We start from the raw sequence: 21,062 nt of genomic DNA, 5'->3' as shown, positions 1-21,062 counted from the left end.
CTGCGATCGCAGCCACCCGCCCCGTCCCGTGTCCGGAGGACCGGCTCAGCCCAGGAGCCCGCCCAGGGCGCCGCCGCCCGTGGAGCCGCCCGAGGAACCGCCGGACGAGCCGCCCGAGCCGCCGCCGGTGCCGCCGCCCGTGGAGCTGCCCGTCGACGAGCCCGAGGAGCTGCGCGGCGGGGCCGCGGGCGCCTGGCGGGGGGTCTGCGGGGCGGGGCGGACGCTGCCCGTGCCGCTGCTGGACTGTCCCGTGCCGCCGGCCGGTCCGGCGGGCGTACGGGCCGTGCCGGCGGGCGCCGAGGGCGTGGCGCCGGGGGCGGGCACCTTGCGGTTGGAGGCGCTGGGCTTCGGGGTGCCCGCGACCGCCGGGCCGTGGGAGCCGCGCGGGGTGGACGAGGAGGGCCGCTGCGGGAGCGGGGAGCCGGGGAGGCTGTTGGCGGGCGGGGTGGGGATCCCGGGCGCCTCGGCGACCCGGGAGGAGCGGACGGCCCCGCCGAGCATCGAGCCGGTGATGAGGGAGAGCCCGATGAGGACGGTCGCCATGACCGTTCCCCGGCGCAGGACGCGGCGGCGCAGGGCCCACAGCTCGGCGCGGGGGCCGAGGCGCCGCCAGGCCTCGCCGGCCAGCCGGCCGTCGACGCTGTAGAAGGGGGCGCCGGCGATGACGAGCGGGCTCCAGGCGGCGAGGTAGATGAAGTCGGGGGCCTCGTAGACGGGGACGCTGCGCCAGCTGACGGTGACGATGAGGACGGCGGAGAGCAGGGCGCCGATGGAGGCGGCGAGGCGCTGCCAGAGGCCGAAGATGGTGAGGATGCCGACGACGACCTGGAGGAAGGCGACGGTGAGCCCGGCGCCGACGGGGTGGCTCAGGGCGAGGTCGCGCAGCGGGGAGGCGGCGGACCAGGGGTGGAGCTGGGTGAGCCAGGCGACCATGGAGCCGCGCCTGCCGCCGTCGAAGTAGACGGGGTCGCAGAGCTTGCCCATGCCGGCGTAGATGGAGATCAGGCCGAGGAAGATGCGCAGCGGGAGCAGGACGACGCCGAGGTTCATCCGGCGGCCGGGGTAGTAGGCGTGGCGGACGGAGTCGCCGCGGCGGCCCGCGGCCTCGTCGTCGTCCTCCTCGAGGTCCTGGTCGTCGTATTCGTCGTACTCGGGATCGTCGGGGTCGTCGTCGTACGCGCCGCGGGCGGGGCGCACGCCCCGCAGGAGCCGGTCGCCGGGGTGGTCGCCGGCGTCGGCGGGGCCGCGGGGGGCGATGACGGTGGTCGGCGGGCCGTCGTCGACGGCGATGCGCGGCAGGACCTGGGTGGCGCCGGCGTCCCCGCCCCCGGCGGCCGTGTGCAGGGGCCCGGCGCCGCCGGAGTCCCTGACGGCCTGCAGGAGTTGGGTGGAGGCCGAGTCGCCGGGGCCGGTCCGCCCGCTCCACACCAGAGGGGCGCGGCGCTTGGCCGCGCTCTTGACCGTGGGCAGCTGGGCCGTGTCCGCTCCGCCGGCGTAGTGCCGGGAGGTGCGCGGGGGCCGGGCGAGCTGCACCCGGAAGCTCAGGTGGTTGACGATGACCTGCGCCGGGTCCGAGGGGACCTTCACCGTACTCAGCGCGGGCTGGTCGTCGTACCCGGAAGAGCTTCCCCCCGTAGGTGTGCGGGGTGTTCTGGTGTCCACACTCATCTAACCGAGTGACCGGAGATTAGGACACTGCCTTGACCGGTTCGAAGTGTCCGAGACCCGTCAAGATCACCAAGTGAACGTCCGATGGCCGGGGTTGATCACCCCGGCCATCGAACGAATCGCTGTACGAATCGCCGCACGCATTGCTACGCGCATCGCCGTGCGAATCGATGCGCGCGCCGGAACGCGTCCGACGCCCCGGGCGTCACGCCCGGCGGCGCGCCGCCTCGTAGAGCACGACACCGGCGGCGACGCCGGCGTTGAGCGACTCGGCGCCGCCCGGCATCGGGATGCGCACCCGGAAGTCGCAGGTCTCGCCGACCAGGCGGGACAGGCCCTTGCCCTCGCTGCCGACGACGATGACGACCGGGCCCTCGAGGGCCTCGAGCTCGTGCAGCTCGACGTCGCCGTCCGCGGCGAGGCCGACGACCACCAGGCCTTCCTTCTGGTACGCCTCGAGCATGCGCGTCATGTTGGTGGCGCGGGCGACGGGCGTGCGCGCGGCGGTGCCGGCGGAGGTCTTCCAGGCGCTGGCGGTCATGCCGGCCGCGCGGCGCTCGGGGACGACCACGCCGTGGCCGCCGAAGGCGGACACGGAACGGACGACGGCGCCGAGGTTGCGCGGGTCGGTGATGCCGTCGAGGGCGACGATCAGCGGGTCCTCGCCGTCGCCGAGGGCGGCCGCGGTGAGGTCCTCGGGGTGCGCGTAGTCGTACGGCGGCACCGACAGGACCAGGCCCTGGTGGTTGAGGCCGTTGGTCATGCGGTCCAGCTCGGGACGGGGGGCCTCCATGAGGTTGAGGCCCTTTTCCGTGGCGAGCTGGAGCGCCTCGCGCACGCGCTCGTCGTTGTCCAGGAACTGCTGGACGTAGAGCGTGTTCGCGGGCACGCCCTCGCGCAGCGCCTCGACGACCGAGTTGCGGCCGACGACGAGCTCGTTGACGCCCTTGGGGCCGCCGCGGCGCGGAGCGGGCCGGCGGGCGGCGGCGTTCCTGGCCTGCGCGTTGGCGACACGGTTCTTCTTGTGTCCCTTGCGCATGGAGGCGGGCGGAGTCGGGCCCTTGCCCTCCAGGCCCCGGCGCCGCTGGCCGCCGCTGCCGACCGTCGCGCCCTTCTTGTTGGACGTGCGGCGGTTCCTGCGCTGGCTGTTGCCGGCCATGGGGTCACCTGTTTCTTTACTGCTCAGAGCCGCCCGTACAGCGGCTCAGTAAACGTACGTACGAAAAGTGTCCCTCAGGACAGGGACCAGCGCGGGCCGGACGGGGTGTCCTCGATCGCGAGGCCGGACTGCTGGAGCTGGTCGCGGATGGCGTCGGCGGTGGCGTAGTCCTTGCGGCCGCGGGCCGCCTCGCGCTGCTCGAGGACCAGCCTGACCAGCGAGTCCACGACGCCGTGCAGGTCCTCGCCGCGGCCGGCGTCGCCGGTCCACCGCTCGTCCAACGGGTCCAGGCCCAGCACGCCCAGCATGGCACGTACCTCGGCCAGCCGGGCGACGGCGGTTTCCTTGTCGTCGGCGGTCAGGGCGGAGTTGCCCTGGCGGACGGTGGTGTGGACCACCGCGAGCGCCTGCGGGACGCCCAGGTCGTCGTCCATGGCCTCGGCGAAGGCCGGCGGCACCTCGGCGGCGGGCTCGACAGGTCCCGCCTTCTCCACGACCCGCTGGATGAAACCTTCGATCCGGGCGAACGCGGACTCGGCCTCGCGCAGGGCCTCCTCGCTGTACTCGATCATCGAGCGGTAGTGCGGGGTGCCCAGGTAGTAGCGCAGGACGATGGGGCGCCAGTGCTTGACCATCTCGGAGACGAGCACCGAGTTGCCCAGCGACTTCGACATCTTCTCGCCGCTCATGGTGACCCAGGCGTTGTGGGCCCAGTACGAGGCGAAGTCGTCGCCGAAGGCCTTGGCCTGGGCGATCTCGTTCTCGTGGTGCGGGAAGATCAGGTCGATGCCGCCGCCGTGGATGTCGAAGGCCTCGCCCAGGTACTTGTGGGCCATGGCGGAGCACTCCAGGTGCCAGCCCGGGCGGCCGCGGCCCCAGGGGGTCTCCCAGCTGGGCTCGCCGGGCTTGGCGGACTTCCACATGGCGAAGTCGCGGGGGTCGCGCTTGCCGGTCTCGCCCTCGCCGGAGGGCTGCAGCAGGTTGTCGAGCTCCTGGTTGGACAGGCTCAGGTAGCCGGGGAAGGAGCGCACGTCGAAGTAGACGTTGCCGTCGGCGGCGTAGGCGTGGCCGCGCTCGATCAGGCCACGCATCATCTCGATCATCTCCGGCACATGACCGGTCGCGCGGGGCTCGACGGTCGGGCGGAGGCAGCCGAGGGCGTCGTACGCGGCGTTGAACGCGCACTCGTTCTCGTAGCCGATCGACCACCACGGGCGGCCCTGCTCGGCGGCCTTCGCGATGATCTTGTCGTCGATGTCGGTGACGTTGCGGACGAACGTCACGTCGTAGCCGCGGTAGGCGAACCAGCGGCGCATGATGTCGAAGTTCAGACCGGAGCGGATGTGCCCGATGTGCGGTGCCGCCTGCACGGTGGCACCGCACAGGTAGATCGAGACGCAGCCCGGCCGGAGCGGGGTGAAGTCGCGGATCTGCCGGGCGCTGGTGTCGTACAGGCGAATAGTCACGGGCACAAGGGTAGTGGCCCGAAGGGGGTGCCACCGCAATCGCCCGGCTTTGACCATTCGCCACCTGGCGGAGGCAAACATTCCGGGGTTCTCCCCTGAGCACGCGGCCGCCCGGGCGGCACGTTTTGCTCCTTATTTGCTTTTTGCACCATAAATACAATCACTTCTGGTAGCTTCCCCGGCACAGCCAGGCCAGGGCCCGTCAGCCCTTGCGCCGAGACGCCGCGGAACCCCAGGAGGGGCGCGTTGCACTCCACTCTGCCGGTACAGCAGGAGTACCCGGGACAGCTGCCCGCCCCGGCGGACGGGCGCTCCGTCGACGGCGGGGACGGCGGGGGCGGCGGGCGGCAGGGGCGGCTCGCGGCGCTGGACGGGCTGCGGCTGCTGGCCGCGCTGATGGTGGTGGCCTACCACTACATCGCCTTCGACAGCGGGGCGTGGAGCGCCCCGGCGCGGACCCTGTTCCCCACGGCCCACCTGCCCGCCTCCTACGGCTGGCTCGGGGTGCAGCTGTTCTTCCTGATCAGCGGCTTCGTGATCTGCATGAGCTGCTGGGGCAAGAGCGCCGGGGACTTCGCCCTGGCGCGCGTGGCGCGGCTGTACCCGGCGTACTGGTTCGCGGTCCTGACCGTCGCCCTGGTCGTACGGCTGTGGCCGTCGGTGAACGACGCCCCGGCCCTGCGGAGCGTGGCCGTCAACCTGACGATGCTCCAGGACCCCCTGGGGGTGGCGCCGGTCGACGGGGTCTACTGGACCCTCTGGGTCGAGCTCCGCTTCTACCTGCTCTTCGCGCTCGTCGTCCACCGGGGCCTGACCTACCGGCGGGCGGTGGGCTTCTGCGTGGCCTGGGCCTTCGCCGCCGTCCTCGCCGAGGCGTCCGGAAACGCCGCGCTCCGGCAGATCCTGATGCCGGACGACTGCTGGTACTTCATCGCGGGCATCGCCTTCTATCTCATGCACCGCTTCCGCCCCAACCCGGTGCTCTGGCTCCTGGTCGGCGGCAGTCTGTTCATCGCCCAGTACGACCTGATCGCCGCCCAGGCCAGGGCCGAGGGGCACATGGGGCACCAGGTGCCGCAGTGGCCGACGGCGGTGCTGGTGACGTTGTTCTTCCTGGCGGTGATGGCCATCGCGCTCGGCTGGACCGCCCGCGCGAACTGGCGGTGGCTGCCGGTGGCGGGAACGCTGACCTATCCCCTCTATCTGCTCCACGAACGCATCGGCTGGGTGGTGATCAAGTGCGCGGACGGCCGGGTGCCGCCCCGGGTGCTGCTGCCCCTCCTGGTCGCGGCCATGATGCTGGCCGCCTGGCTGGTTCACCGCTGTGTCGAGCGGCCGCTGTCGCGGAGGATCAAAGACGGTATGCGGCAGGCCGTGAGGGAGATCCGGAATGGGTGAGATGGAGGAAATTCAAAAGAAAGTCGTAGCGGAAGAGAGAACCGTCACGGCCCGCCGACGGCATTTCTGTGTCAGCATGCCTGCGCGAACGCCCCGCGTAGGATGAGCCGACTAGGGCAATGGGAGAGGACGACATGCGCTTCGCCAGACGAGGTGACCTCGATGGCGGCCGGACAGCCGTCCGGCAGAAGTCGGCAGCCAGGCCCAGACTCTACGTACTGGACGCGCTTCGTCTCGTAGCCGCCCTGATGGTCGTGGCCTTCCACTACACCGCCCTGCGCGGTGGCTGGGGCCGCAGCCCCAAGGAGGTCTTTCCCGACCTGGAGATCGTCACCAGGTACGGCTGGACGGGTGTGGAGGTCTTCTTCCTCATCAGCGGATTCGTCATCTGCATGAGCACCTGGGGACGCACGCTCGGCGACTTCGTGGTCTCCCGGGTCACCCGGATCTATCCGGCCTATTGGGTCGCGATCTTCCTGACGGCCGGTGTCGTCGCGCTGTGGCCGCAGGTGCGCAGCGTGAAGAACTGGGACGTGGTGCTCACCAATCTCACGATGCTGCAGCAGGGAATGGGCGTCTGGGACGTCGACGGCGTCTACTGGACGCTGTTCGCCGAGCTCAAGTTCTACGTACTCTTCGCGGTCGTCGTGGCCACGGGCGTCACGTACCGCAAGTGCGTCCTGTTCTGCGGCGTGTGGACGGTCGCGGCCGTCACGGCTCCGTCCGTCGACAACGAGATGCTGAGCATGTGGGCGATGCCGCTGTTCGCGCCGTACTTCATCGCCGGTATCGCCTTCTATCTCATCCACCGGTTCAAACCCACCGCGCTGCTGTGGGGCATCGTGATCATGTCCCTGCTGCTGGCCCTGCACAGCGTGCCCAAGCGGGTGCACGACAACGCCGAGGGCGTCATACCGACCTGGCCGGCCACGCTGATCGTCTTCATCGCCTTCGGGCTCATGGCCCTGATCTCGACGGGCGCCTTCGACCGCGTGCAGTGGCGCTGGCTGGCGACGGCGGGCGCGCTGACGTACCCGCTGTACCTGCTGCACCAGTACATCGGCATGACGATCATCTACGCGCTGCGGGAGCGGGTGTCCTCGGGATGGCTGGTGGGCGGCCTGATCGTGGTGATGCTCGGGGCCGCCTACGTGATGCACCGCTGCGTGGAGCGGCCGCTGGGCAAGCGGCTGCGGGGCGCCCTGCAGAAGGGCGTGGAGGAGATGCGCCGCCACTCGGTGGCGCCGGAGCCCGCCGGTGCGGCCCGCAAGCCCGTGGCGTCCGCGCTGCCGCTGCTGAAGGACGCCCGCCGCTACGAGCCGGCCGAGCCGGACCGCGTGGGCGCGGTGGCGAAGTCCTCCGACGGCGTCTGAGCCCGGGTGCCCCCGGCCGAGGGGGCTCCCGGGGCCCCGGCCCGCGGCGAGCGGGCAGGACGGCCTACAGCGAGCCGACGGTCTTGCGCGGGCTGATGCGCACCACCACGCGCCGGGCGTCCTGGGCGGACGCCGGGTTGAAGTCGGCGTAGTCCTTGCCCGTGTACTTGCGCGAGAGCTCGTCGATGAGCTCGTTCCCGCCCTCGAAGGTGATGTCGGCCGTGCCGCGCACCTCGACGTAGGTGTAGGGCGCGTTCGGCGGGTTGATCATGACCGTGACGCGGGGGTCGCGGCGGAGGTTCTGCTCCTTGCGGCGGCCCACCGTCGTCGAGATCAGCAGGTCGTTCCCCTCGCGCTTGATCCAGGTGACCGACAGCTGGGGGCTGCCGTCGGGCTGGACCGTCGCCACGGTCGCGAAGACGGGGTTGTCGTCGACGTACTTCTTCAGGTCCTCGGACAGCTCGGCTGACACGGTCGGTCCTTTCCCTCGGCTCGGCACGGCGCGCCCCCTCGCACCGTACTGCGCCTACGCGCCGGGCGCGGGGAAGACCAGGGCCGTGGCGACGGCCGCCAGGCCCTCCGCCCGGCCGGTGAGGCCCAGGCCGTCGGTGGTGGTGCCGGAAACCGACACCGGGGCGCCGACGGCCGCGGAGAGGGCCTTCTGGGCCTCCTCGCGCCGCTTGCCGATCTTCGGGCGCACGCCGATCACCTGGATGGCGACGTTGCCGATCTCGAAACCGGCCGCCCGCACGATCCGGGCCGCTTCGGCCAGGAGGGTGACGCCGGCCGCGCCGGACCACTCGGGCCGGTCGGTGCCGAAGTGCGCGCCGAGGTCGCCGACGCCGGCCGCGGAGAACAGCGCGTCACAGGCGGCGTGCGCGGCGACGTCGCCGTCGGAGTGGCCGGCGAGGCCGTGGCTCGCGCCCTCCCACAGCAGGCCCGCGCACCACAGCTCGCGGCCCTCCTCGAAGGCGTGCACGTCCGTGCCGATGCCGACCAGGGGCAGTACGGGGCGGTCAGAAGCCATCGTTGGCCCTCCTGCGGGCGAGTACGGCCTCGGCCAGGACCAGGTCCAGCGGCCGGGTCACCTTGAAGGCCTCTTCGTGGCCGGGGATGAGGACGACGGGGACGCCGAGCCGCTCGACCATTCCGGCGTCGTCCGTGGCGCCCTCGCCCTCCAGGGCGACCTTCTCGTGCGCCTCGGCGAGCGTGCGCCGGTCGAAGCCCTGCGGGGTCTGCACGGCGCGCAGCACGGCCCGCTCGGGCGTGGCCACGACGGGCTCCGGCTCGCCGGCGCGGTCGCCGGTGCGGGGCTCGACCTGCTTGACGGTGTCGGCGACGGGCAGCGCCGGGACGACCGCGGGGGCGCCGTCCCGGACGGCCGCGGCGACGGCGTCGACGGTGTCGACGGGCACCAGGGGCCGGGCGGCGTCGTGCACGAGGACGGCGGTGACGTCGTCGGGCAGGGCCGCCAGGCCCAGCCGCACGGACGCCTGGCGGGTCTCGCCGCCGGGGACGACCACGACGTCGGTGCGGGTGCTGTCACGGTCGGCGAGCGGGTACTCGTCGAGGAGGTGGCGGACGTCGGCGGCACCGTCCGGCGGGGCCACGACGACCACGAGGGAGACCGCACGGGAGGCGGCCATGGCCCGTACCGCGTGGACCAGCATGGGCGTGCCGCCGATGGCCCGCAGGGCCTTGGGGGCGCCCGGGCCGAGCCGTACGCCGCGGCCCGCGGCCGGGATGACGGCGGCGGTGCGCGAAGGGGCTCCGGCGGCCGGTGCGGTGGCTCGATCAGACATTGGTTTGGCGTTCAGGTTTGCTTCCTCGGCCGAATTGGGTATGGCCTCAGCGTGCCGGGCACGATGCCCCGACCAGCCCCTTCCGTGACGACTGGTCGGGCCGGCTGCCCGGGCCCGGCACGCCAAGTACGGCGTTCCACCGGAGCCAGAGATGCCGCAGCGCCCGGCGGATGACGATCGTCATCCCGCGGGCACCGCGGCACTTCTTTACGTCCGGTCGCGGCCGACTGCCGGTGTCCGGAGTTGTTCTTCAGGACTTCGGCGAAGCGGCCGGCACCTGTTGCGTCAGGACGCGAGAACCTCGTCGAGCAGGGCCTCGGCCTTGTCCTCGTTGGTGTTCTCCGCGAGGGCCAGCTCGCTCACCAGGATCTGCCGCGCCTTGGCGAGCATGCGCTTCTCACCTGCGGAGAGACCGCGCTCACGCTCGCGCCGCCACAGGTCGCGAACGACCTCGGCGACCTTGATCACGTCACCGGACGCGAGCTTCTCGAGATTTGCCTTGTAGCGACGGGACCAGTTCGTCGGCTCTTCCGCATAGGGCGCGCGGAGCACCTCGAAGACCCGGTCAAGCCCGTCCTGGCCGACCACATCGCGAACACCGACGAACTCTGCGTTGTCCGCCGGCACCCGAACCGTCAGGTCACCCTGGGCGACCTTCAGCACCAAGTAGGTCTTGTCCACGCCTTTGATCTGGCGAGTTTCGATGGCCTCGATCAGCGCGGCCCCGTGATGGGGATAGACCACGGTGTCGCCAACCTTGAACGTCATGTGACAGGTACCCCTTCCGTGGCTATCCAGTCTAACACGGGGCCTGGCCGTTCTGAATGGCGTTTCCGCAGGTCAGGGCATATCTCGGGGCTTGACAACAGTAACCGGAACGTGCTGCGGGAGGCTTCCGGAAGCAGGTATTCGCAGGTCGGAGCGGTTGTTCGGGTGGGGTGAAACGCGCACGTTACACGTGTCGGACAGGCCCCGCGAGCGGTCGAACGTCCCGTTTTGCCGGGGTCCGGTCGGCGCGCTTCCGGTACTCCGTTCGGGGCGCACGGTACTCGTGTGCTCTCATTCCGGAATTGATCAAGTCGAACTTGATCAATTCCGGAACTCGTTCCCCACGAGCACGCCGCATTCATTCCGATAATCCGCCGTACCGGGCCTCCGGTGTTCCGGGACGGTTCGCGATGGACGGAAGAGCGACGGAAGAGCGGCGGATGATCGGTGGGTGTTCGCCGGAAGACCGGCCGGTGATCGGGGGCACTCGGAGAGCCGAGTTGACCATGGGGGCGGGTCGGGTGCGGCGGCCTGACGGCGGCTCGGTAACCTAAGCCCGCTGACGCAACCCTTATCCCGTACGTACCCCAGTGATCTCGTACGCTCCGCGTACCACCTCGTCCAAGGAGATGCCGCCGCCGTGAGCAGCAGCCTTCGACGCGGCGCTCTCGCCGCTTCCGCCCTCGTGCTCTCGATCGCCTCGCTCTCCGCCTGCGCGGCGGGCAACAGCGCGCAGACGCTGGAGGTCAAGCCGGACAACGCCGCCACCTCGGTCGGCGACATCAAGCTCCAGAACATCAACGTGATCACCCAGCCGGACCAGAAGACCGAGGGTCCGGCCGTCATCACGGGCCGGCTGTTCAACAACGGCCGCAAGGACCAGGAGCTGCGCTCCATCACGCTGGCCGGCAAGAACGTGCCCGTGAAGCTGTCCGGCGCCAAGGGCGCCGGCAAGATCGTCGTGCCGGCCGGCGGGGCGGTCACCCTGGGCGGCAAGGACAACGCGTCCGCCGTGCTGCCCAAGGGCCGCGAGGGCATCAAGGACGGCGAGTCCCAGAACCTGTCCTTCGACTTCAGCTCCACGGGCGAGGTGAAGATCTCCGCGTACGTCGTCCCGGCGACGAGCTACTTCAAGGAGTGGGGCCCCACCGAGGCCGCCTCCCCCGCCGCCAAGCCGGGCGGCAACGCCAAGCCGGGCGCCTCCGCGCCCGCGAACCCCGCGAACCCCTCGGGTGCGCCGGAGCGCCCGGGCACGCAGCCCGGCGGCCAGACCGGCGCCACCCCGGCCGCGACCGGCTCCCCGGCCCAGGCCGGCCAGCCGCAGCCCGCGGGCCACTGAGGACGCGCGAAGGGGCCCGGAAGCATGACGCTTCCGGGCCCCTTCGCACATCACCGGCCGGCGGTGACGGTTTACGGCTCGAACTTGTACCCAAGCCCGCGCACCGTCACCAGGTAGCGCGGCGCGCCCGGGTCCGGCTCGATCTTGGCGCGCAGGCGCTTGACGTGGACGTCCAGGGTCTTGGTGTCGCCCACGTAGTCGGCGCCCCAGACGCGGTCGATCAGCTGCATGCGGGTCAGCACGCGGCCCGCGTTGCGCAGCAGCATCTCCAGGAGGTCGAACTCCTTCAGCGGCAGGTCGACCTTGGCGCCGGAGACGGTGACCACGTGCCGGTCGACGTCCATGCGGACCGGGCCGGCCTCCAGCGCGGCCGGGGTGACCTCCTCCGGCTCGCCGCGGCGGCGCAGCACCGCGCGGATGCGGGCGACCAGCTCGCGGGAGGAGAAGGGCTTGGTGACGTAGTCGTCGGCTCCTATCTCCAGGCCGACGACCTTGTCGATCTCGCTGTCCTTGGCGGTCACCATGATCACGGGCACGTTGGAGCGCCCGCGCAGCTGCCGGCAGACCTCGGTGCCGGGCAGGCCCGGCAGCATCAGGTCGAGCAGGACCAGGTCGGCGCCGTTGCGTTCGAACTCGTCCAGCCCGTCCGGCCCGGTGGCCGCGACGGCGACCTCGAAGCCTTCCTTGCGGAGCATGTAGGACAACGCGTCGCTGAAGGATTCCTCGTCCTCGACGACGAGCACTCGGGTCACGGGTCGACCTCCGGTCGGGTCTCAGGGTTGAACAGCGTGTGGCACGGCGAGGTGGAGCAGGGCGCCGCGGTTCCGGCCGGGCCGGCGCCGGTCACGGAATGACCTGCCGGGTGGGACGGGCGGGCAGGGGTTCGTCGGGGAAGGTCTCGTCGTCCTCGCGGTCGTCCGGCCCGATCAGCGGGCGGCCGCGGTCGCGGCCGTACCGCTCGCGGTCCCGTTCGCGGTCGCGGCCCGCGCCCGCCTCCGGCAGGCGCAGCGTGAAGGTCGAGCCCTGGCCCTCGGCGCTCCAGACGCTGACCTCGCCGCCGTGCGAGGCGACCACGTGCTTGACGATCGACAGGCCCAGGCCCGTACCGCCGGTGGCGCGCGAGCGGGCGGGGTCGACGCGGTAGAAGCGTTCGAAGACGCGTTCGCGGTCCTTCTCGGAGATGCCGATGCCCTGGTCGGTGACGGCGAGCTCGATGAGGTCGCCGCCGGGCGCGGAGACGTGGCGGGCCGCGATGCCGACGCGCGTCCGGGCGGGGCTGTAGTTGACGGCGTTCTCCACGAGGTTGCCCAGGGCGGCGGCGAGCTGGCCGCGGTTGCCCCAGACGTGCAGGTCGGCGGTGCCGCCGGAGGCCATGGTGATCTGCTTGGTGCTGGCCTGGTGGCGGCAGCGGTCGATGGCCTCGGCGACGAGTTCGTCGACGCGCACGGGCTCGGCGTCCTCCAGCGGGTCGTCGTTCTGCACCCGGGAGAGGTCGATGAGCTCCTGGACGAGGTTGGTCAGCCGGGTGGCCTCGACCTGCATGCGGCCGGCGAAGCGGGTGACCGCCTCGGGGTCGTCCGAGGCGTCCATGACGGCCTCGGAGAGCAGGGACAGGGCGCCGACCGGCGTCTTGAGCTCGTGGCTGACGTTGGCGACGAAGTCGCGGCGGACGGCCTCGATGCGGCGGGCCTCGGTGAGGTCCTCCACCAGCAGCAGGACCAGCCGCGAGCCCAGCGGGGCGACTCTGGCCGACACCGCGAGCGCGTCGCCGCGGCCGGTGCCGCGCCGCGGCAGGTCGAGCTCGACCTGGCGTATCTCCCCGTCACGGCGGGTGTCGCGGGCCATCTGCAGCATCGGCTCGACCGCGAGCTTGCCGCCGCGCACCAGGCCCAGGGCGTACGCGGCCGAGCTGGCCTTGACGACGGCGTCGGCCTCGTCGAGGACGACGGCCGAGGAGCGCAGGACCGACAGCACGGTGTCCACGCCGGGCGGCAGGACGGCGTCGGTGTGCAGGGAGCTGCGGGTGGGGCGGGCCTGGTCACGCTCGCTCCAGCGGAACGCCAGCATGGCGATCACGCCGGTGCACACTCCGGCGATCGCCGCCGCTGCGGCGAGTGCCGCGTCCAGGTTCATGTCTCCAGGTTATGCGGGTGGCGGGCCCCGGCCACAGCCAAATGGGTACCGCCTCGAACACACGTTGCCGAGAGTTCACCTTGAGGTCGGCGCCGGTTCACTCCTGCGGTCTTCGGGCGTCGGGTTCCGGCCGGAACGTGGAGACTACGGGGAAGGCTGCCGGACGAACGCGGTCCTCTCCACGGCAGTACCGGTAGTACTCGAGGCGAGAGAAGGTCAGGCAATGCGGGACGCGTACCACGAGGAGCTGGATTCGATCGGCGAAGGCCTGGTCGAGATGGCCCGGCTCGTCGGCTCCGCGATCGGGCGCGCCACCACGGCGATCCTGGACGCGGACCTCAAGCTGGCGGAGTCCGTGATCGCGGCGGACACCAAGGTCGACGACCTGCAGCGGGACCTCGAGGCGCGGGCGATCGCGCTCCTGGCCCGCCAGCAGCCGGTGGCCACCGACCTGCGGATCGTCGTCACCTCGCTGCGCATGAGCGCGGACCTGGAGCGCTCGGGCGACCTCGCCCAGCACGTGGCCAAGCTGGCCCGGCTGCGCTTCCCCGCGACGGCGGTGCCGCGCGACCTGCACGCCACGATCCTGGAGATGGGACAGCTGGCGCAGCGGCTGATGGCCAAGGCGGCCGAGGTGATCATCACCAAGGACGTCGACCTCGCGCTGCAGCTGGAGCAGGACGACGACGCGATGGACCTGCTGCACCGGGCCCTGTTCCAGCACCTGATGGACGACCGCTGGCAGCACGGCATCGAGACGGCCGTCGACGTCACGCTGCTGGGCCGCTACTACGAGCGCTTCGCCGACCACGCGGTCTCGGTCGCCAAGCGCGTGGTCTACCTGGTCACCGGCGAACACGCGGACGAGCTCACCCAGGACGCCGGCCGCCCCGGGGCGGGCCAGGCGGAGCCCGCGTAGCGGCACGCGCCCCCGTCGCCCGGGCGGAATGCTCCAACGCGCCCCCGGCGCGCCCGTACATGCGTACGCGAAGGGCATTGACGGTCGGAGCGTGCGGTCCTTGACTGGTGGACAGGCAGACACCCTTCTAGGAGGTAACCGAATGAGCGGCTGTCAGTGTGGTCCCGGGTGCTCGTGCGGCTGCCAGAACGGCGGCTCCTGCCAGTGCGGCGGAAGCTGCAGCTGACGCGTCCGGCATGTCACTCACACGTACGAGGTCGGCCCCCGTCCGGTTAGCTACCGGACGGGGGCCGACTTTCTGCGCACGTGAGTGCGGCTACTTCTTCTTGCCCTGGTTCTTCACGGCCTCGATGGCGGCCTTGGCGGCCTCCGGGTCGAGGTACGTGCCGCCGGGGACGACCGGGCGGAAGTCGGCGTCGAGCTCGTAGGCGAGCGGGATGCCGGTGGGGATGTTCAGGCCCGCGATGTCGGCGTCGGAGATGCCGTCGAGGTGCTTGACCAGGGCGCGCAGGCTGTTGCCGTGGGCGGCGACCAGGACCGTGCGGCCGGCGAGGAGGTCCGGGACGATGCCGTCGTACCAGTACGGCAGCATGCGGACGACGACGTCCTTGAGGCACTCGGTGCGCGGGCGCAGCTCGCTCGGGATCGAGGCGTAGCGCGGGTCGTCGCTCTGCGAGAACTCGGTGCCGTCCTCGAGCGCCGGCGGCGGGGTGTCGTACGAGCGGCGCCAGAGCATGAACTGCTCCTCGCCGAACTCGGCCAGGGTCTGGGCCTTGTCCTTGCCCTGCAGGGCGCCGTAGTGGCGCTCGTTCAGGCGCCAGGAGCGGTGGACCGGGATCCAGTGGCGGTCGGCGGCCTCCAGGGCGAGCTGCGCGGTGCGGATCGCGCGCTTCTGCAGGGAGGTGTGGACCACGTCCGGGAGCAGGCCGGCGTCCTTGAGCAGCTCACCGCCCCGGACTGCCTCCTTCTCGCCCTTCTCGTTGAGGTTGACGTCCACCCAGCCGGTGAACAGGTTCTTCGCGTTCCATTCGCTCTCGCCGTGGCGGAGGAGGATCAGCTTGTACGGTGCGTCGGCCATGCCCTTGAGCGTAATCGACGCGCCGAGGCGCCCGCGCCCGGGACGTTTGACGGCAATCGTCAATTCATTGGCGTGCACACGCCCACGTGAGTAAGTTGCGGAGAGTTAGAGAGCCACTTACGCCCGGGGGGCCCGCGGAATGTCCGTAGCAAGCGTCAGACAGGCCGTGAGAAGGAGCGTCGCGGGGCTGCCCCGCGAGTTCTGGTGGCTGTGGACCTCCACGCTGATCAACCGGATGGGCGCGTTCGTCGCCACCTTCCTGGCCCTCTACCTCACCCTCGACCGCGGCTACTCGGCCGTCTACGCCGGCCTCGTCGCGGCCCTCCACGGCCTGGGCGGGGTGATCTCCTCCCTCGGCGCCGGCGTGATGGCCGACCGGCTGGGGCGGCGGCCCACGCTGCTGATATCCCAGCTCTCCATGGGCGTCTCCGTGGCGCTGCTGGGCTTCATGGAACACCCGGTGGCCATCGCGGCCGTCGCCTTCCTGGTGGGCATGGCCAGCGCCGCCTCGCGCCCGCCCGTGCAGGCGATGATGGCCGACATCGTCGCCCCCAAGGACCGGGTACGGGCCTTCGCCCTGAACTACTGGGCCATCAACATCGGCTTCTCCATCTCCTCGCTCGCCGCCGGCCTCGTCGCCGAGCACAGCTACCTGATCGGCTTCCTCGGCGAGGCCGCGATGACCCTCGCCTGCGCCCTCCTGGTCTTCTGGAAGCTGCCCGAGTCCCGGCCGGAGCCGACGGCCGTCAAGGACGGCGCCGCGGCGGACGAGGAGCCCATCAGCCTGATGACGGTGCTGCGCGACCGGCGCTACATGGGCGTGGTGTTCCTGTCGTTCCTGATGGCCTTCATCTTCATGCAGCACTCGGTCGCCCTGCCGGTGGCCATGGGCGCCGACGGCTTCTCCCCCGGCGACTACGGCACCGTCATCGCGGTCAACGGCGTGCTGATCGTGGCCCTGCAGATCCCCGTGACCCGCTTCATCGAACACCGCGACCCGCGCACGCTGCTGATGGTCTCCGCGCTGCTCGCGGGGTACGGCTTCGGGCTCACCGCCTTCGCCGGATCGGTCGGCGTCTACGCGCTGACCATCGTCGTCTGGACGCTGGCCGAGATCATCAACTCCCCCACCCAGATGGGCCTCGTCGTGCGGCTCTCCCCGGCCCAGGGCCGCGGGCGCTACCAGGGCATGTTCACGCTGTCGTGGCCGGCGGCCGCGCTCGTCGCCCCGCTGGTGGGCGGCTGGCTGATCGATCAGTACGGGGCGGACACCCTGTGGGCGACGTGCGCCGCCGTCGGCACCGTAGCCGCCGCCGGGTACTGGCTGCTGATGCGCGACCTTCCGCCGGCCGACGCCGCTGCGGGCGACACCACCGCGAGCCCGGCCGCCGCGGGGGAGGCGGAGCCGGCGGCGGTCTGAGCCGCCACGCCGTACGAGGAGGGCGACGGGTCCTACGACCCGTCGCCCTCCTCGCGCGTCAGGCGCGCGAAGGCGTCCAGGTTGCGCGTCGACTCGCCGCGCGACGTGCGCCACGCGTACTCCTTGCGGATCGCGCTCGCGAAGCCCATCTCCAGCAGCGTGTTGAAGCTGCCGTCCGCGTGCTCCAGCACCTGGCCCAGTATCCGGTCGATCTCCTGCGGGGTCACCGCGGCCAGCGGCAGCCGCCCCACCAGGTAGACGTCACCGAGCCGGTCGACGGCGTAGGCCAGGCCGTAGAGCTTGGTGTTGCGCTCCAGCAGCCAGCGGTGCACGGCCTCGTGGTTCTCGTCGGGACAGCGCACGACGAAGGCGTTGACGGACAGCGAGTGGTTGCCGACGACCAGGGAGACGGTCGTCGAGAGCTTGCGCGTGCCGGGGAGCTTCACGACGTACGTGCCGTCGGCGCCGGCCGGGCTCTCCCACTCGAGCTCCGCCTCCCGCAGCGCCTGCTCGATGGTGGTCTTCGCGTCAGACATGAGCAGAGCGTAGGCGACGCCGCCGCTCGGCCATCGCCGCGGTGTACACCTCGGCCGTGCCGGCGGCCGCCGTGTCCCAGCCGAAGGAGCGCGCGTGCCGGGCGGCCGCCTCGCCCATCCGGTCCGCCAGGTGCGGGTCGTCGGCGAAGCGGCCGAGGGCGGTGGCGTAGTCGGCGGGGTCGTGGCCGTCGACGAGGAAGCCGCTGACCCCGTCGCGCACGGCCACCGGCAGGCCGCCGACCGCCGCCGCGACGACCGGTGTGCCGCAGGCCTGGGCCTCGGCCGCCACCAGCCCGAAGGACTCGCTGTGGGAGGGCATCACGAGCACGGACGCGGCCCGGTACCAGTCGGCGAGGCTCTCCTGGCCGACCGGCGGGCGGAAGCGGACGACGTCGGCGATGCCGAGGCGGGCGGCCAGCTTCTGCAGGCCCTCGGGCCGGGCGAGGCCGCTGCCGCTGGGGCCGCCGACGACGGGCACGACCATCCGCGAGCGCAGCTCGGGCCGCCGCTCCAGCAGCTCGGCCGTCGCGCGCAGCAGCACGTCGGGCGCCTTGAGGGGCTGGATGCGGCCGGCGAAGAGGGGGATCAGGGCGTCGGCCGGCAGCCCGAGCCGCTCACGGGCGGCGGCGCGGCCGTCGGCGGGACGGAAGCGGTCGAGGTTCACGCCGGGGTGCACGACGGCGACCTTGGCGGGGTCGGCCTGGTAGTGGTGGACGAGCTCGGCGGCCTCGCCCTCGGTGTTGGCGATGAGCCGGTCGGCGGCGCGGACGATCTGGGTCTCGCCGATCACCCGGGCGGTGGGCTCGGGGGTGTCGCCCTCGGCGAGGGCGGCGTTCTTGACCTTGGCCATGGTGTGCATGGCGTGGACGAGCGGGACGCCCCAGCGTTCGGCGGCGAGCCAGCCCACGTGGCCGGAGAGCCAGTAGTGGGAGTGCACGAGGTCGTAGTGGCCGGGCCGGTGGCCGGCCCAGGCCTGCATCACGCCGTGCGTGAAGGCGCACAGCTGCGCGGGCAGCTCCTCCTTGGCCAGCCCCTCGTAGGGGCCCGCGTCGATGTGCCGCACGAGCACGCCGGGGGCCAGCTCCACGGTGGGCGGGAGGGCGCCGGTGGTGGCGCGGGTGAAGATCTCGACCTCGATGTTGATCGCGGCGAGCCGCTTCGCCAGCTCCACGATGTACACGTTCATGCCGCCCGCGTCGCCCGTGCCGGGCTGGTGCAGGGGGGAGGTGTGCACGCTGAGCATGGCCACGCGCCGGGGGCGCCGGGGACTGCCCAGACGCAGTCGCTGGGGCTTGGGGAAGGGGCCGAGCGTACGGCCGCGGCGGGCGCCGAGCCGGGTTGCGTACTGGCTCACCGTGCGTATCCTCCGTCCACCGTCGAGGGCTGTCCGCCCCTGGGGACGTGCTCCGTGCCGTGCTGCGTGCTGGTCCTGCGTGCTCTCCCCCCTGCCAACGCGACGAGGGCGGGCTGCCATTTCCACTTTGCCAAAGCGTGATGAAGCCCGGCGCACCGGCCACCGTGCCGGCCCTCCCGGCGGGCACCGTCCGGCGGCCGGAGGGCCCGTTCCGGGCGCCCGGTACGGTATTCGCATGATGTCCGTCCGGTCCCGCCCGATCGGTTCCGCCACCCGGGGGACCACCAACCCCAACCGGCTGCGCCGCATGGACCGCTGGATCGCCGCCGCCCACGCGGGCGCGCTGCGGCGGGCGGCCGACCCGGTCGCCGTGGACCTCGGGTACGGCGCCGCGCCCTGGACGGCCGTCGAGCTGCTCGGGCGGCTGCGGACCGTCCGGCCGGACGCGCAGGTCGTGGGCGTCGAGATCGACCCGGCCCGGGTCGCGGCCGCCAAGCCCTACGAACGCGACGGCCTGTCCTTCGCGCACGGCGGCTTCGAGGTGCCGCTGCCGGGCGGGCGGCGGCCGCTGCTGATCCGGGCCGCGAACGTCCTGCGGCAGTACGACGAGGACCAGGTCGACGAGGTCTGGGCGCGGCTGTGCGCGCGCCTCGCACCGGGCGGCCTGGTCGTCGAGGGCACGTGCGACGAGATCGGCCGCCGCCACGTGTGGGTGGCACTCGGCCCGGAGGGCCCCCGCACGCTGACCTTCGCGGCGCGGCTGGGCTCCCTCGGCACCCCCTCCGACCTCGCCGAACGCCTGCCGAAGGCGCTCATCCACCGCAACGTCCCCGGCGAGCCCGTGCACGCCTTCCTGCGCGACTTCGACCGGGCGTGGGCGGCGCTGGCTCCGTACGGGGCGCTCAGCGCGCGCCAGCGGTGGATCCGCACGGCCGCCACGCTGCGCGCCGACTGGCCCGTCGTGGACGGCCCCCACCGGTGGCGCCAGGGGGAGCTGACCCTCCGCTGGGACGCGCTGGCGCCCCGGGGCTGAGGCCGGTTCCAGGGCTGAGCCCGGTCCCGGGGCCGGGGATCGGGCCGGGGTTCAGCCCAGCTCGGCGAGCAGCGCGTCGACCAGCGGCCGGTCCCGGTCGTGGGTGAGCCACAGCCTCGCGTCGGCCGGCGGCAGCCACACCACCTCGTCCACTTCCTTGTTCGGGGCGAACGCACCGCCCACCGCCTCCGCCAGCCAGTAGTGGACCTCCTTCGGCCGGCCGTCCACCAGATACCGCGACGTCTCCAGGGCCGCCCCCGGCACGCACCGCATCCCGGTCTCCTCCAGCACCTCGCGCACCGCACACCGCAGGGGGTCCTCGCCGCGCTTGAGCTTTCCCTTCGGCCAGGACCAATCATCATATTTCGGCCGGTGTACCAGCGCGACCTCGATGGGGTGCCTCTCGCCGCGCCGCCACAGCACGCACCCCGCCGCGCGCACCAGGCCGCCGCCGCCCCGCTCGTTCACGCCGTCACCCCGGCACACGTCGTCACCCCGCCTCACGTCGCCACCCGCTGCCAGATCCGCCCGAAGGCGTAGCGCGCCGACTCCACCTCGTGCCGCTGGTCGGCGTGCAGGACGCCGAGGGCGTACGCGGTGGCGGGGGCGATGCGCGGGGTGCGGGCGGCGGACGCCGCGGCCGCGGCCGCCTCGGCGGCGTCGCGGTGCCGGTCCAGCGCCTGCCCCGCGCCCAGCAGCCGTACCGACAGCGAGGGCTCCGCCTCGCCCTGCTCGTGCTCGTCGAGCACCTCCTGGGCGTAGCGCCGCAGCCGGATCAGCCGGCGCGCCTGGTGCCAGGGCGCGTCCTGGCGCGACTCGGCGGGCGGCGAGTCGGCGGACGGCGTCGCCGCCAGGCCGTGCACCAGCGCCTCCGCGTTGTACGGGCGGCCGGCCACGCCCAGGGGCAGCGTCTCCACCGCGTCGGTCAGCCGCCGCTGCGTCTGTTCGACCAGGCAGGGCAGCGCCTCCCGGGCGAGCAGGTCGCGGGCCGCCGGGTCCAGCGGTACTTCGGAGGCCAGCACGGCGACCGCGTCGGCCAGGGCGTGGAAGCGGGACGAGCCCAGGGCCTGCAGGGCCGCCGAGTGGGAGCGGGTGCGGGCGAGGCTGAGCTGGCGGTCCAGCAGGGCGCCGGCCCGCGCCGCCCCGACCGTCAGCGTTCCGGGGCCGTCCGGCTCCCCGTCCGCCCCCGACAGCCGGTGCAGCGCCCCCCGAAGTCGCGCGAGTCGCGCCGCGTACGCGTGCTCGCGCCCCAGCACGCCGGTCAGCCACACCAGTTCGCCGCGGAGCTGGTCCGTCCACGCGGTGTCGGTGAGGGGGCGGTAGACGTGCAGCACCCCGGCGATGCGGCGGGCGGAGCGCCGCAGCATCCGGGCGGCCTCGCTCGCGTCCTCCGCGGCCGCGCCGCTCTCCGCGTGCAGCCGCAGGCTGCGCAGGAACTCCGCGGCCTGCCCGTGCAGATACCCCGAGAGCACGTCCCCGGCGGTCGCCGTGCCCGCGGCCACGGACACCGACACGGGTACGGACACGGGCACTCCGGCCGGCCCGGCCGGACCGTACGGATTCGTCATCATCATTTCCTGCCCCCCAGCGGCAGCGGCGGCCGGTACCGCGCCCGT

The 21,062-nt window shown here is 72.5% G+C and carries 20 protein-coding genes; 6 read left to right on the top strand and 14 right to left on the bottom strand.

The window, feature by feature from the left end; translation table 11 throughout:
- Positions 1-45 precede the first annotated feature (45 nt).
- The 3 genes from IE295_RS17140 to cysS form a co-directional block, all read right to left on the bottom strand.
- Positions 46-1,668 (bottom strand): DoxX family protein, encoded by a 1,623-nt coding sequence (locus tag IE295_RS17140; RefSeq protein WP_190064524.1) that lies wholly within the window; start codon positions 1,666-1,668, stop codon positions 46-48.
- A gap of 205 nt (positions 1,669-1,873) precedes the next feature.
- Positions 1,874-2,827, bottom strand: a complete 954-nt coding sequence (rlmB, locus tag IE295_RS17135) for a 23S rRNA (guanosine(2251)-2'-O)-methyltransferase RlmB (RefSeq protein ID WP_190064523.1) — start codon at positions 2,825-2,827, stop codon at positions 1,874-1,876.
- A 74-nt stretch (positions 2,828-2,901) separates the two neighbouring features.
- Positions 2,902-4,293, bottom strand: a complete 1,392-nt coding sequence (gene cysS / locus IE295_RS17130; protein ID WP_190064522.1) for a cysteine--tRNA ligase — start codon at positions 4,291-4,293, stop codon at positions 2,902-2,904.
- 246 nt (positions 4,294-4,539) lie between these two features.
- On the opposite strand from cysS, the gene IE295_RS17125 reads away from it, so the two are divergent.
- Both IE295_RS17125 and IE295_RS17120 read left to right on the top strand, forming a co-directional pair.
- Positions 4,540-5,691 (top strand): acyltransferase family protein, encoded by a 1,152-nt coding sequence (locus IE295_RS17125; RefSeq protein ID WP_224323083.1) that lies wholly within the window; start codon positions 4,540-4,542, stop codon positions 5,689-5,691.
- A 134-nt stretch (positions 5,692-5,825) separates the two neighbouring features.
- Complete coding sequence (locus IE295_RS17120; RefSeq protein WP_190064804.1) at positions 5,826-7,064, top strand: acyltransferase family protein; 1,239 nt, start codon at positions 5,826-5,828, stop codon at positions 7,062-7,064.
- A gap of 64 nt (positions 7,065-7,128) precedes the next feature.
- On the opposite strand, the gene IE295_RS17115 is transcribed toward IE295_RS17120, so the two are convergent.
- The 4 genes from IE295_RS17115 to IE295_RS17100 form a co-directional block, all read right to left on the bottom strand.
- The gene (locus IE295_RS17115; protein WP_190064521.1) at positions 7,129-7,536 is read right to left on the bottom strand and encodes a PPOX class F420-dependent oxidoreductase; all 408 of its coding nucleotides are present in this window, start codon (positions 7,534-7,536) and stop codon (positions 7,129-7,131) included.
- 54 nt (positions 7,537-7,590) lie between these two features.
- Positions 7,591-8,091, bottom strand: coding sequence for a 2-C-methyl-D-erythritol 2,4-cyclodiphosphate synthase (gene ispF / locus IE295_RS17110; RefSeq protein ID WP_190064520.1), 501 nt, complete (start codon positions 8,089-8,091; stop codon positions 7,591-7,593).
- Positions 8,081-8,866, bottom strand: coding sequence for a 2-C-methyl-D-erythritol 4-phosphate cytidylyltransferase (gene ispD, locus IE295_RS17105; RefSeq protein ID WP_190064519.1), 786 nt, complete (start codon positions 8,864-8,866; stop codon positions 8,081-8,083). Before ispD ends, ispF begins: the two co-directional genes overlap by 11 nt.
- A 285-nt stretch (positions 8,867-9,151) precedes the next feature.
- Positions 9,152-9,634, bottom strand: coding sequence for a CarD family transcriptional regulator (locus IE295_RS17100; RefSeq protein ID WP_003953493.1), 483 nt, complete (start codon positions 9,632-9,634; stop codon positions 9,152-9,154).
- 640 nt (positions 9,635-10,274) lie between these two features.
- Here IE295_RS17100 and IE295_RS17095 point away from each other — a divergent pair.
- Entirely contained in the window at positions 10,275-10,973 is a 699-nt protein-coding gene (locus tag IE295_RS17095; protein ID WP_190064518.1) for a DUF461 domain-containing protein, read from the top strand.
- Positions 10,974-11,044: 71 nt separating this feature from the next.
- Here IE295_RS17095 and phoP read toward each other — a convergent pair whose 3' ends face one another.
- On the bottom strand, positions 11,045-11,716 hold the full coding sequence (gene phoP / locus IE295_RS17090; protein ID WP_466134857.1) for a two-component system response regulator PhoP: 672 nt from the start codon (positions 11,714-11,716) through the stop codon (positions 11,045-11,047).
- Between the two features lie 100 nt (positions 11,717-11,816).
- Entirely contained in the window at positions 11,817-13,106 is a 1,290-nt protein-coding gene (phoR, locus tag IE295_RS17085) for a two-component system sensor histidine kinase PhoR (RefSeq protein ID WP_190064517.1), read from the bottom strand.
- A gap of 223 nt (positions 13,107-13,329) precedes the next feature.
- On the opposite strand from phoR, the gene phoU reads away from it, so the two are divergent.
- Complete coding sequence (gene phoU / locus IE295_RS17080; protein ID WP_190064516.1) at positions 13,330-14,025, top strand: phosphate signaling complex protein PhoU; 696 nt, start codon at positions 13,330-13,332, stop codon at positions 14,023-14,025.
- Positions 14,026-14,341: 316 nt separating this feature from the next.
- Here phoU and IE295_RS17075 read toward each other — a convergent pair whose 3' ends face one another.
- Positions 14,342-15,103 (bottom strand): phosphoglyceromutase, encoded by a 762-nt coding sequence (locus tag IE295_RS17075; RefSeq protein ID WP_099199152.1) that lies wholly within the window; start codon positions 15,101-15,103, stop codon positions 14,342-14,344.
- 139 nt (positions 15,104-15,242) lie between these two features.
- On the opposite strand from IE295_RS17075, the gene IE295_RS17070 reads away from it, so the two are divergent.
- Complete coding sequence (locus IE295_RS17070; RefSeq protein WP_190064515.1) at positions 15,243-16,523, top strand: MDR family MFS transporter; 1,281 nt, start codon at positions 15,243-15,245, stop codon at positions 16,521-16,523.
- 32 nt (positions 16,524-16,555) lie between these two features.
- Here the strand turns inward: IE295_RS17070 and IE295_RS17065 are convergent, their stop codons facing one another.
- Together IE295_RS17065 and mshA are read right to left on the bottom strand one after the other, a co-directional pair.
- The gene (locus tag IE295_RS17065; RefSeq protein ID WP_190064514.1) at positions 16,556-17,059 is read right to left on the bottom strand and encodes a type III secretion system chaperone family protein; all 504 of its coding nucleotides are present in this window, start codon (positions 17,057-17,059) and stop codon (positions 16,556-16,558) included.
- Positions 17,052-18,413 carry a D-inositol-3-phosphate glycosyltransferase gene (gene mshA / locus IE295_RS17060; protein WP_372478822.1) on the bottom strand — a complete coding sequence of 454 codons (1,362 nt, stop codon included), beginning with the start codon at positions 18,411-18,413 and terminating at the stop codon, positions 17,052-17,054. Before mshA ends, IE295_RS17065 begins: the two co-directional genes overlap by 8 nt.
- Before the next feature lie 235 nt (positions 18,414-18,648).
- Here mshA and IE295_RS17055 point away from each other — a divergent pair, with 235 nt between their 5' ends.
- Entirely contained in the window at positions 18,649-19,446 is a 798-nt protein-coding gene (locus tag IE295_RS17055) for a class I SAM-dependent methyltransferase (RefSeq protein ID WP_190064513.1), read from the top strand.
- Between the two features lie 51 nt (positions 19,447-19,497).
- Here the strand turns inward: IE295_RS17055 and IE295_RS17050 are convergent, their stop codons facing one another.
- On the bottom strand, positions 19,498-19,914 hold the full coding sequence (locus IE295_RS17050; RefSeq protein WP_190064512.1) for an NUDIX hydrolase: 417 nt from the start codon (positions 19,912-19,914) through the stop codon (positions 19,498-19,500).
- A 32-nt stretch (positions 19,915-19,946) separates the two neighbouring features.
- Complete coding sequence (locus tag IE295_RS17045; protein ID WP_372478829.1) at positions 19,947-21,017, bottom strand: CHAD domain-containing protein; 1,071 nt, start codon at positions 21,015-21,017, stop codon at positions 19,947-19,949.
- Positions 21,018-21,062: the final 45 nt, after the last annotated feature.

This window comes from Streptomyces griseocarneus (genome assembly GCF_014655595.1).
Classification (GTDB): domain Bacteria; phylum Actinomycetota; class Actinomycetes; order Streptomycetales; family Streptomycetaceae; genus Streptomyces; species Streptomyces griseocarneus.
The sequence above is the reverse complement of the archived record's forward strand: the minus strand, read 5'-3'. Positions and strand labels throughout refer to the sequence as shown.